Origin of the sequence: Oceanipulchritudo coccoides, from assembly GCF_010500615.1 — a bacterium.
GTDB classification, from domain to species: Bacteria; Verrucomicrobiota; Verrucomicrobiia; order Opitutales; family Oceanipulchritudinaceae; genus Oceanipulchritudo; species Oceanipulchritudo coccoides.
In genome coordinates this window covers 1,122,044-1,134,195 of the sequence record NZ_JAAGNX010000002.1, presented here as the reverse complement: position 1 = coordinate 1,134,195, position 12,152 = coordinate 1,122,044, and the positions used below count along the sequence as shown (strand labels likewise).

Annotated in this window: 8 protein-coding genes; 2 read left to right on the top strand and 6 right to left on the bottom strand. The window is 56.4% G+C overall.

The window, feature by feature from the left end; genetic code table 11:
* Positions 1-136: 136 nt before the first annotated feature.
* The 5 genes from G0Q06_RS10520 to G0Q06_RS10500 are packed head-to-tail and all read right to left on the bottom strand — an operon-like array spanning position 137 to position 8,691.
* Positions 137-2,122, bottom strand: coding sequence for a preprotein translocase subunit SecA (locus G0Q06_RS10520; protein WP_163965528.1), 1,986 nt, complete (start codon positions 2,120-2,122; stop codon positions 137-139).
* The gene (locus G0Q06_RS10515; RefSeq protein ID WP_163965525.1) at positions 2,119-4,275 is read right to left on the bottom strand and encodes a site-2 protease family protein; all 2,157 of its coding nucleotides are present in this window, start codon (positions 4,273-4,275) and stop codon (positions 2,119-2,121) included. The genes G0Q06_RS10520 and G0Q06_RS10515 overlap by 4 nt, the downstream gene beginning before the upstream one ends.
* A gap of 3 nt (positions 4,276-4,278) precedes the next feature.
* The gene (locus G0Q06_RS10510) at positions 4,279-6,141 is read right to left on the bottom strand and encodes a GAF domain-containing protein (protein ID WP_163965523.1); all 1,863 of its coding nucleotides are present in this window, start codon (positions 6,139-6,141) and stop codon (positions 4,279-4,281) included.
* Between the two features lie 2 nt (positions 6,142-6,143).
* Positions 6,144-6,881, bottom strand: coding sequence for an efflux RND transporter periplasmic adaptor subunit (locus tag G0Q06_RS10505; protein ID WP_163965521.1), 738 nt, complete (start codon positions 6,879-6,881; stop codon positions 6,144-6,146).
* Positions 6,826-8,691: a TolC family protein gene (locus G0Q06_RS10500; RefSeq protein ID WP_163965517.1), complete on the bottom strand. Its 1,866-nt coding sequence runs from the start codon at positions 8,689-8,691 to the stop codon at positions 6,826-6,828. The genes G0Q06_RS10505 and G0Q06_RS10500 overlap by 56 nt, the downstream gene beginning before the upstream one ends.
* Before the next feature lie 163 nt (positions 8,692-8,854).
* Here G0Q06_RS10500 and trhA point away from each other — a divergent pair, with 163 nt between their 5' ends.
* Together trhA and G0Q06_RS10490 are read left to right on the top strand one after the other, a co-directional pair.
* Positions 8,855-9,508 carry a PAQR family membrane homeostasis protein TrhA gene (trhA, locus tag G0Q06_RS10495; RefSeq protein WP_163965515.1) on the top strand — a complete coding sequence of 218 codons (654 nt, stop codon included), beginning with the start codon at positions 8,855-8,857 and terminating at the stop codon, positions 9,506-9,508.
* Positions 9,509-9,510: 2 nt separating this feature from the next.
* Complete coding sequence (locus G0Q06_RS10490; protein WP_163965513.1) at positions 9,511-10,026, top strand: YybH family protein; 516 nt, start codon at positions 9,511-9,513, stop codon at positions 10,024-10,026.
* A 62-nt stretch (positions 10,027-10,088) separates the two neighbouring features.
* Here the strand turns inward: G0Q06_RS10490 and G0Q06_RS10485 are convergent, their stop codons facing one another.
* A complete protein-coding gene (locus tag G0Q06_RS10485) occupies positions 10,089-12,134 on the bottom strand; it encodes a cytochrome b/b6 domain-containing protein (protein WP_163965511.1) in 2,046 nt (681 codons plus the stop codon).
* Positions 12,135-12,152 lie beyond the last annotated feature (18 nt).

Sequence of the window (12,152 nt, the reverse complement as noted above, 5' to 3'; positions counted from 1 at the left end):
TTAGCTATTGAGGTCAATTCTTTATATAAAGCTGTCTTATGTATTAGATAAGCTTTTCTGAATCGAGCAGCCAAACAATGGGACAGAATACTCAAACCCATCAAGTAGAGCCAACACGGCCCCATTAATTTACATTTCAGATGAGCGATTTACCGGAAAAGGAGATGGCCTCATCGAGCCAAGTATCCATTTTCAGGACCGATTTCCTTGAGTAGAGGGCAATTTTCTGGGCCTTCCACTGGACAAAATTGTTGGTCAGAAGGCCGATCATGCGTCCGCCGGGGAGGCGATTTTTGAGGCATTTGGTAAAGAGACCAAGCAGCCACTTGGGGGCAAAACGCAGGAGTAATTCGTCCTCGCAACTGATGAAGGCGACGGCCGTTCCGGGATCGCCCTGACGGCCAGAGCGGCCGAAAAGCTGCCGGTCAATACGCCTTGCCTCGTGCCGTTCGGAGGCAATGACATGGAGCCCGCCGAGCTCGGCAACACCCTCTCCGAGTTTAATATCGGTGCCCCGGCCAGCCATATTGGTGGCGATTGTAATGGCTCCTTTTCTTCCAGCGCGGGCAATAATGGAGGCCTCCTGGCGGTCATTCAGGGCGTTCAGAAGTTCGATTTTAAAGCCCTCTGAGTGTAACCGTTTGGCCAGAATCTGGCTTGTCGCGACGTTGCGCGTGCCGACGAGAACAGGCCGGCCCAGCAGGTGGTTGGCCTCCACATCGGCAACAATGGCATCCATTTTAAGCTCGATGGACGGATAGATCCGGTGGGGCAGTTCCTGGCGAATCACAGGCCGGTTAGTGGGGATCCGGACAACCGGCAAATGGTAGGTATGCCAGACCTCCCGGGCAGCCTCATGTGCCGTCCCGGTCATGCCGGAGAGCTTGGTATAGAGGCGATAATAGCGCTGGAAACTGAGGCGGGCGAGGGTCTGGTCGATGGGGGAAAGCGGGAGCCCTTCCTTGGCTTCAATGGCCTGATGGAGACCGTGCCGCCACTTGCGATTGGCCATCATGCGGCCGCTGAATTCATCAACAATGACGACCTTGTTCTTCTGGACGACATACTGTTTACCCCGCCTGAAAAACTCCCGCGCGTTGAGGGCCTGCTCGACGAGTTCAACCGGCCGGGAAGCGCCCCTCCACCGTTCCGGGAGCATACTCAAGTGCGACTCGACAACCTGCTTGCCGCGCGGAAGGAGGACCGCCTCCTTGTAGCGCAAATCCACACGATAATGCTCATCTTTCTTGAGCTGGTTGGTAATCTTCCAGACCTCCTTGTAGACCTGATGGAGCTGGTTGTTGTTGGTCGGTGATGAAATGATCAGCGGCGTCACCGCTTCGTCAATGAGGACACTGTCCGCCTCATCGACAATGGCCGTATGGAGGCCACGCATGACGACATGGTCCTCGCCGTGGTACGGATGCAGATGGCGCTGCAGGAGGCGCTGTGTCGGATGCTGATGATCGCCGAGGCGCAACCGGTCGCGGAGGAAGTCAGCCACGACCTCCTTGCTTGTCGTGTAGGTGACATCCTTGGAATACCCGAGCGTCCGGTCTTCCGCGTGCATGATGCTGGTGACAGCCCCGACGGAAACCCCGCAGAATTCATAAAGCGGCTGAAACCACTCCGAATCGCGCTTGGCGAGGTAATCATTGACCGTGATGATATGGCAGGGTTTGCCGGTCCATCCGGTAAGGACTGCTGCCAAAGCGGCCGTGAGGGTCTTGCCCTCCCCTGTTGCCATTTCGGCCAGATAGCCACGGTGGAGCGCAAGGGCGCCCATCAGCTGCACCACAAACGGGCGCATTCCGGTGACCCGGTCAGCCGCCTCGCGAATAGCGGCCAGTGCATCGGGCAAACACTCCTCGGCATCCTTGTCGGCCCGACGGAACCGTTCCCTGAACTCCAGCAAATGGCGTTTCAGGGCGGCCTCTGAAAGAAATTTCCAATCTTCCTCGAGGGCATCAATGGCCTTAGCCTCCCGTTTCAATCCAGCAAGAATACCCGGCCGGCGCTTCCATCCCCCGATTGTGGAGTCAACAAGGCCATCAAGTCCGGTCGGCGGATCCTTAACCCGCGGAATCTGGCAGGGACGATACTCTCGAGCAATCGTCTTCATATCCCATAGCGGTTCTGCAGGAGCTGCCGGAGCTTGCGCATCCATTGCCGAAGAAGAGGTTCCGCCGGAAGATCAAAACGGATGCGCCCTCCCCTTCCATGCAAAAGCTGGCTCTCACCGGCTTCACCGATGTTGGCACGGACCTCGAAGAACGGTTCGGCCGTGCGGGTCCCGCTCTGCTCGGACATGTCGACCGCGACGTCGCCACCGCCCGCCCAGCCAATGGCCGCGGAAGGGAGACGCTCCTTTTCAACCGGAATGACTTTGCGCGATTCTACCGCCAGGAGCTCGCCAGCCTGGCCGAAGAGTTTCACGTCCGAACCAAGGATTTCCTTGGAAAAGAGCCGGGAGGCTTCGTTCTGCGAGACAATCGCGGAAAAATAAAACTCCGATTCATCAATGACCTGACCGACGGGTGTGCCGCGTTCCAACCAGGATCCAACCGAATCCTTGATCCCTGGAGCAACCCATGTCCCGTCGTGGGCCGCCCGCAGCACCAGCGCTTCACGCGATTCCTCCAGACGATGCAGCAGTTTGCGGGTTGCTTCAGCCCGGCTTTCCAGCGGTTTCAAGTCGGCAGTTGCCTCACGGAGAGCGCGGCGTTGCATTGCCTGTGTCTGCTCAAGCTGGGCCTCCGCTGACCGGATTTGCAGCGCCAGCTCGGTATTCACAAGGCGAAGGAGCGGATCCCCGGCAGAGACCCGGCTTCCGTCAGCGCTGAGCACTTCCTCAACAATCCCGGATGTTTCCGGAACAACCACGGAATAAGTACTGGCCTGCAGGACTCCCGGTGAACGGAAGTGGTTCGGGAACGGGATCACGTCGAGAATGATCAGGAGGACAAGGAGGAACCCGGCCACGCAGGATACTGCCCGGAGGCGGGTCCGCTGGAGTTTCGGACTGCTCGCCAGGTAGACAATCAACTTGTAGATCGGTACGCACACCCATGCCACGGCACAGACAATCGCCATGATGATCCCCAGAATGAGAAAACGATCGGCGAGGAAGAAGAGAATAGTCGTGAAAATGATGACTTTGTAAATCGTGCTGCAGATCGCAAATACGGTCAGCCAGAAGGCCTCCTTGTTGCTCCGGGCAGGGTTGACCGACTTCTTGTATCCAAAACAGTAATACTCAATCAAGTGCTTCAGGAGACCTGTTGATCGCTGGTGCAGATTGGGGATATCCAGCAGATCCGACAGGATGTAGTAACCGTCAAAGCGCAGCAGCGGATTGATATTGAAGAGCACTGTCGAGACGGAGGCCACGAACATCATGTTGTAGGCCAGGCTATGAATGGTCCCCGGAGCAGTATTGACCCAAACAAAGGCCGCAAGGCCAGCGACAAAGATCTCGACAATCATCCCCGCGGAGCCGACGAGGGCGCGTTGCCAGCGGCTCCGGAAGGACCATGAAGCCGTCGCGTCCATGTAGGGAATCGGAGTAAAGAGCAGGAACATGATCCCCATCGTATGCACTTCTCCCCCGAATCGCCGGCAGGCGAAGGCATGCCCGAATTCGTGCACGGTCTTGATGATGACCAGTCCGGCATAGAGCCAGAACAAGTTGTCCGGCGAAAGAACGCCCTGCGTTTGTTCCTTCAGGTCGGAAAAATTATCGATGACAATCTTGAGGGCGAGCCCGACCACGAGTAACCACACCGCCAGCCCGAACCAGCTGAAGGCAGCCCGGCCAATGGCAAGGGACCGCTTCAGGAAATTGTCCGGATCAATCAGCGGGATCCGGGCAAACATGATGCTCCGGAAAAAGGCCTGCCGTTCCTTCTGTTTGCGCTTCGTATAGCGGTCAAAGAGCCGGGCACTGTCTGGGGCAAGCGCGGAATGCAACAAGTTGGCGCCATAGAGCTGGGCCAGCAGGTGCAGGACTTCCTCCTGCCCGGGAGCGTTTTCCGGATCCGCCTCGAAGGATTCATGCCAGACTGAGTCAACCGTGCGGTCCGGCCGCAAACGGGCCAGAAAGTCGTAAGCCGCCGGGCGCACCCGGAAGAACTGGTTGTTGAACGGATCCTGCAGGACATACCAGCGTTCACCACGGAAGCGCTGGCGATGGACGCGGATGTGCGGGCGCAGGCTGACCCGCTGCTGGGCAATCCTGAACCAGGATTCACTGTAGGTTGAGGGGACTTCAGCCATCTGCTATATCCAGAAAAACATCCGGAGAAAATCGATTGTACGGTGGAAGATAATCCAGAAGAAGGTCCGGTGACCGGCTTCGATTTTTGAAATGCCTCCCATTCCCGGGCGCCACCAGTCTTCCGGGACCTCCTCGAGTTGTGCGCGCACAATGAAGAAATTCTCCGTGTTCTGGGTTGTCGCCACCGGTTCAATCAAGACCACCTTGGCCGGGAACTTCTGCTTGGGCTGGCTGGCAAAAGCGATCTCAACCATCGTGCCCTCCTTTACCTCGTGAATATCCCGCTCGTCCACCTTGCTCTCTACATAGAGACGATCCAAACGGGCAACCTTGAAGAGGATATCCCCTTTCTGGACCGGCGCTCCAAGGCGCTTTTTCAACTCACCCTCAATGACAAACGCATCGAAGGGGCTCTTGATTTCGGCTTGCGAAAGATTGTAGCGCACCGTTTCCAACTGCACCCGGGCCTGTTCAGCCTGGGCGGAAAAAATCCTCATTTCCGCAAGTTCATTACGGGCCCGGGCCTTTTCCTCCTCGCGCAGGAAACGCGACAGGTCTGCCGCCGCGGCCGCCTCGTCCAGAAGCAGCTCGCGCGTGTCCAGGGACATCAGGCGCTGCCCCGTTTCAAAGACGTCCCCCACTTCGGCGTCCACCTCGGCGATAAACCCGTTAAAGGGGGCCGAAAGGAAAGAGACATTTTCCGTCCGCAATAAGAACGGCGCCTCAACGCGATAGTTCATGCCACCGAAAAACAGGACCGCCAAGGCAATGGCACCACCAATGGCGAGCACCTTGGTCCAGGTCTTTTCAGGCCCCAGAAACTTCCCGAGGAATTCGCGGCATCCGGATGCCCAGCGCGCCCCGAACCAGCGATCGCGGCGCTTCAATTCGGCCAGCCGAGGAGCGGCCAGATCGGCGGTTATGCGCAGGAGACGGATTTCCTCATCGAGAAAGGGCTCACCCGCGCGTTCGAGAGTGACCACAGCGACCGGCTCCCCGTCAATTCTCAGCGGAATCGAGCACAGGTGCTTGACCCCCTGGCTCTCGGAAAATTTTTCATGATCCCGGGTGATCAGGGTTTCGCCATCGAGGGGCGGCCAGTAAATTTCCTCGTCCTGGTCGTGGGCCTCTTCCATGACCTTTTCCAGTTCGCTCACCGCCTGCATCTTCTTCTCGAACTTGTCCGAGTGGCTGATCGCCTTCAGGCGGATGTAGCCTCGCTGTTCCCAGCCAAGGCTGACCCGTTCGCAATGGTGCTGGCCGGCCAGCTCATTCACAAAGGCCATGCCCATTTCAAGAAAGCGCGTCTTGCCGTCCATCATGACAACCAGGTCAATCACCGAGGCGGCCTGCGAAGCCGCTCCGGGGGCACGATTGGAGGTCTGGTAATGCTGGACATCCGCCGGCATGCAGTTGGCCAGAAGGAGCCGCTTGATGGACTCGTCGGCCTCCGTTGCCGAGGTATTGGCCAGTAAAAACACGGCCACCCACTGTTCACTGGAACGACCGGTCTCCAGCCGAATGGCCAATCCCATGTCAGTATGCCCTTCGCCCGATTCCGAGGAAATCTCCTGCTTGGCCTCCCCGTCTTCAAGTGCGCTTTCACAGAGGGCTTCCACTCCCGCGAAGAACTTGGTCAACCCCTCTCCGCCAAGATTGGCCGGGGATGCCACGACTTTGCGCCAGTCGGTGTCTCCACTGCTGCGCTTGCGCACAACCAGACCAAAACGAGCGTTGCCGACCGTTACCAAGGCATCGAGATAGGCCTGCCAGAATTCAGAGGGCGGACCGGAAAACCGGCGCAGATAGGCCAGTTGTTCAAGCGCGTCCCGAAAGGAATCAGTTTTTTCAAAATCTCCGGCCATGTCTATTCAGTGGGAAAAAGTTGAAGCGTGCCACCCTCACCGGGCCGCACCGCGCCGTCGGTGTTAGTGAATTGAGCCTTGATGCGCAAAAGGCCGCTGGCCGGATCAACCACGGGCGAAATAAAGACAATCTTGCCCATTACTTTGTCCGCTTCGGAACCCCTCTCCGAGGAAAAGGCGACCGGATCATCCATTGAGAGACTGGCCGCCAAGGCGGGATCAATGTTCGCCACACAATTGAATTGGCGCGTATCCACTATGCGTAGCAAAATTTGCGGTGGCTCACAAAACTCCCCCACCTCAATGGGCAGCTCCGTGACAATTCCCGTTATGGGGGCCTTGATGAGTTTTTTCTCCAGGGCCTCCCGGGCCAGCTCGAGCTCGATCTTGGAAATCTGGTATTCGCTGCGGGTTTCATCCACCTCTTCCATCGAAATGGAGCTGGTCTTCTCAAGCAGCATCTCAGAACGCTCGAGGGTCGCCTTCAGGTTGTCGACAAGGACACTCCTGCGCTTGATGTCGAGTTGCTCGGATCGTGCCTCCATTTCGAGGACGACAGTCCCTTTGTCGACAAAGCTGCCTTCCCCGAAATGAATGGCCGCAACCGTTCCGGGAACGATTGAGGACATCTGCACATCTGCAATTGGCTCAGTGAGACAGCGGACCACATCCGCGGCTTGCGCCTCAATTGATATGGCTACCGTCAAAACGGCGAGGAGTTCTTTTCTGGGTATCTTCATTATTGAGAATCGTTGAGGGAGAGTTGGTTCCAAAGTTCTGCCATTCTATGCCCATCCACGGAGCGCGGGGCATGTCTTCCTCAAAGGAAACAGGCTCTTCGGCCGGCAGGCGGACAATTTCCGGGGCGGTGTAAACCAATCCGGCGGATGGTAATTTGGTCCCTTGTTGCAAACTGCGGGTCTGGTATTCAAGGTCCTCAAGGCTGGTTTCAATGCCCCTTACCTGCAGAAGGCTCCCGGAAATCAGCTGCAGCTCAAGCAGGGCGCGCTGGCATTCAACTTCGCTCTGCAGTTGCTCCAGGCGGGCGACAAACAGCTCCTGCTCAGCCTCCAAAACGCTTCTTGCATCCATGCGGCCGACATCGCGGCTTTCCATCCGCGTTTCCAAGAGATTGGTCCGGAATTCAACCACCGATTCGAGGCTTCGGGCAGTCATGAAATTGGTCTTCAGGCGTTGCTCGGAACTGTCCCGGCCGACTCGCAACTGAGTCATCAGGTTGGATTCCGCCCGCTCTGCCTGCATCATGCGCAAACGGGAAGCCCGCAACTCGTTGCGGCCGCGCACATCGCCCCAGAGTGGCAAGCGCAAGACTAGACCAACAGTCCAAGTCGGGAAATCGTTGTTTTCAACATCCGTGTAGGATGTGTCCCAATCATTGCCATGGCCTGAGGCTGCATAACTCGCCGTCAGGTTCAGCTCCGGAAGGCGCTGGTTTTTGGCATACTTCATCCGGATCTTTTCCTGCTCCTTCTGGATTTTGGCGCGCAGAAAATCCGGATTCATCTTCATGGCCGTCTGGATACCGTTATTGAAAGAGGTCTTAACAGGCTGGGAGACAGGTTCATCAATCGCTGTATAATCCACCTGTCGATAGCGGGGAACATCCCCGAAGAAGGCAGCCAGTTTATTCATCGCCTCGACCCGTCTCTGGAAAGAGGACCGTTCACGGGATTTCCGCAGAGCCAGTCCCGCTTCCGCCTCAAGGACATCCAGGCGGGATCCGCGTCCGGATTCAAAACTGGTTGTGCTGTCGTCCACCAACGTCTGGGCAAGGGCGACTGATTCCTGGCTCAGGGTAAGCTCTTCCTGCGCGTAATACAGTTCCCAGTATGCCAGCTCAGCCTGTGCAACGACTTGCATCAGCTCACGGCGATACTCCTGAAAGGCAATTTCGGACTGCCGGGCGGCCAACCGCAGAGAGGCCAGATTCGCGGCAAATCCCATCCCTTTCAGGAGGGGCTGTTCGACCGTCAGGCCGAGTGAAGTGACAAATCCCTCCTGCTGGCTGTTCTGCGTGGAAGGGACATTATTAAATAACTCGCCGCCCGTCGCACCGAGCCTGAACCGCGTCCCGAGAGGCGTGGTCATTTCGATTGCTGAGGAATAACGCCAATTGCGCTCCTCAAAAATATAGGGATACAGGTCCCGCGGAGGAGCGGGATCCCCGTTGAAGGCCGCCTGAACAGCAGCTTCTGCATACCCTGAGGTTCGCTGCTGGATATCGTCATTTGGCTGCCGGCGGTCGACATATTCGCCGGAGGCGACAAAAGCGGGCTCAAACTGTCCCATCTCCGCCTTGCGCTGGCTGCGTGCCGCCTGAAAACCCAGCACGCGACCCTGGACGGATTCATTGAAATCAACCACCCGCTGCATGTACTCCTGAAGCGTCAGTTGGTCCTGTACGGGATAAAGGAAACCCCCTTCATCGGTACTTTGCGCCCAAATGGCAATCGAGAGGAGGTGAATAGTGATGAGACCCAGAAGAAATGTCCGGATTCCTGACCGGACGGGAGTAGAAATAGACAACATTATTCAGACTGTGATGATTTGTTAAGCGGAATCAAGAAGGATAATAGGCAATTCAGCCCAATTTTGGATCTTTCCAGATTACGCCGCGATCTACTGGGGACAACGATTGAAACTTAACGAACACGGCTTTACTTCACAAGTAAATTCACTAAGACTATTTACCATGTCCTCACGCGATCTTCACCCAACCTCAGGATACTCCAATGCCGAGGAATGGGCCAATTCAATTACCCACGGCATCGGATCAATTCTCAGCATTGCCGGCCTTGTCGTCGCCGTTGTAGTGGCCTCGATTCACTCAAACGGCTACATGATCACCGCCTGCAGCCTGTATGGCGCGACACTTATCCTGCTCCACTTCTCGTCCACGCTGTATCACTCATTCAGGAATCTCAAATGGAAGCGCGTTTTCCTCGTGGCCGATCACAGCAGTATTTACCTGCTCATTGCGGGAACTTACACGCCCTTCTGTCTAGGCCCGCTCCGCGGGGCTGTCGGCTGGACCTTGTTCGGGATCATCTGGGGACTGGCGATTGTGGGGATTCTCCGTGAAATCCTGAAGCCCGAGCGCGGCACCTGGCTCTCAACGGCTATTTATCTGGCCATGGGATGGCTAGTCGTGGCCTTCCTCTTTCCCCTTATCAAGACCCTCTCCACGCCCGCGCTGATCCTGCTTGTTTCAGGTGGCCTGCTGTACTCGTTGGGCGTTGTCTTCTATAAATGGCATTCACTCAAATTTCACCATGCCATCTGGCATCTCTTCGTCATGGGCGGGGCCGCATGCCAGTTTCTCGCCGTAATGACCCTGCTTAAATAACCATGAAAACAAAACTCATTCTCCTCTCTACTTTCCTCACCGTTGTCTTATCTCCCGGTAGCCTCCTCTCGAACGAGGTTGTTCCCGAGGAACCCCCAACCCCGGCCATGACTGAATCAGATCCCGCTTCAATCCTGCTCACCGTGGACAGTGCTTTCAGTGCCCGGGCACGGGAAGTTGGTGTGCCAACCGCTTTTGTAGAGTTTGCCGCCGAGGATGCCGTTATATACCGCAACGGCATGGAACCAATCGTTGGCAGGAAGGCCATCGCCAAACTACTTGGACCGGAAGAAGGGGTCAGCCTTATCTGGAAACCCCTGACCGCCGATATGGCAGCCAGCGGAGACCTGGGATATACGCTCGGGTCATTCACGTATAAAAGCCCTCCGGTCAGTGGTGAGTCCAACAACGCGGGACACTACACGGGGTCCTATGTCACGATCTGGAAGAAGCAGCCGGATGGTTCGTGGAAATGGGTCTTCGACAGCGGGGTAATTTCCAAGCTGGTCGAAGAGTAATGCTCTACCATCGGATTGGATAGTCTCAAACTTCAGAGGGCTGAACAAAGACGCCCTACTGGCTAGTCGATTTTCCCTCTTACCTCTTCCCGCTTGATGCGCTCCAGCTCGAGCGGATGTTCCGTCTCCATCTCCTCCTCGGACATGCGACCGGTCAGCCAGGATAGATTCATCGGATAGACATCGGGATTGAAAATCACCCAGTAGATGTGCCAGACGATGATCGCCAGGGTCGCGAGAATCGCTTCGTAAAAATGGATGGTCAGGCTGATATCGAATCCCAGCTTGGTCAGGAGTCCAATCGTCACATTCTCGTACCAGAGCAGGAAGCCCGTAACCGTCATGAGGATGCTTCCCCAGATAAGGGCCCAGTACTCGGCTTTTTCCATATAGCTGAACCGGGCAAACAAGGGACGCTTCCTCGAAAGACCAAGGTTGTACTTCAGTATCCCAACCATGTCCTTCAGATCCTGCACGCACGGGAAGAGATCACGAATCAATCTGCGCCCGCGCGGCGTAAAGGATACGTAGTAAAAGTGCCAGGCACCAGCGAGGCACATGATGATCCCGGCGATCCGGTGGACCAACCCGCGGTAATCGAAGGCATGGCGACTGAGATCACGTAGGGCCTCCACCCACCAGGCGTCAGGATAGCGCAGCATGAAGCCGCTGACCACCAGAACGATAAAGCTCACCGCGAGAATGGCGTGTTGGATACGCTCATTCAGGGACATGCGGAGATAAAGCCGATGCGGTGCGCCATCGGGCAACGGACGATGGGGTGTCCAGTGGGAAGTCGCCTTCATTCGGACCTTGTGGAAGAAATCGAGGAAGTTGTGCAGGAACATGCCACCAATGATAAGCACGATTCCCCATGTATAAATGACCGCAACCCAGTAGACGATGGGCTCCTCTGAACTTGTATCGATACTGACATGCACTTTGCCGGTGGCAAAACGCTCGTTGGCGCCCTCGTGGCAACTGCCACAGGTTTTTGCGAGCTTGTCCGGGTGGACCAGGGATTCCGGGTCATCACTCTGGCGCACATCATGATAACCGTGGCAGCTCCCGCAATTGACCACCTCGACGGCACCGCCCCGGGCCGCCAGACCATGAAAGCTCTCTTTGAAGGTTTTTAATTTATTGGAATCCAGCCCGTAGCGCTCAGTCAGTTTGTATGAACCATGACATTCCCCGCAGACCTGCTCAGCCATGTTGGCTTGAGCAACCGGTGAATCCGGATCGGAATGCGCAAGAATATTGTGCTCCCCATGACAATCCGTACAGACGGGAGCGTCCCGGTTTCCCCGCGATGAGGACTTCGCATGAATCGAGTGCAAGTAGTCTTCAGCAGCTGACTTGTGACACTGGGAACATTGGGAAACAACCTGCCCCCGGCTGACATGGGAATATTGATCAGCTCCGCGGGCAACCTCATGGCTGCCATGGCAGTCGACACAGCTTGGAGCGTTGGGGTTACATTCAAAGAGTGCCTTGCCGTGGACGCTGTCCTTGAACGATGTCATGAATGGGGAGCCGTAAATCGTCTGACCCGCCACTTCCGGATCGTCCACATGACAACTCATGCACAACTTGGCGACGCGCACTTTGTGGGGGATTACTTTGCATTCATTTTCACCCAGCAATTGGTAGGATTCGTGACATCCAAGGCAGGTCGGACTGCTGAAAATCCCATCCTCAAGTGCCCGTGCATGAGCGGAATGAAGATACCCGATCGACTCCAATTCGTGGCAGGTCCCGCATCGGCTCGTCTGCCTTGCCAATGAAAAGGGATACTTCTCGTCACCTTTGGACCAAATGGTATGGGCCCCATGGCAATCCACACAGTTGTTTCCCGGATTCTCAATTGCCTCCACTCCGAGACTCATGAAGTCCGGATGGAAGCCATGGCCCGTCACCACTTCCTCATGACAATCCAGACACGCGACCACGACGACCGGCATCGGGTCCGCATGTGGTAAATCATCCTCATCGAGCCCGGCATGACAATCGCTGCAATCAAATCCCTCGTGGGGAGTGCCACTGAACTCCCCAACCGGATCATCATGGCAATCCAAGCAGGCCTCACCATGGGTGAACACGGGCATGCTTGTCACCAGACAGGT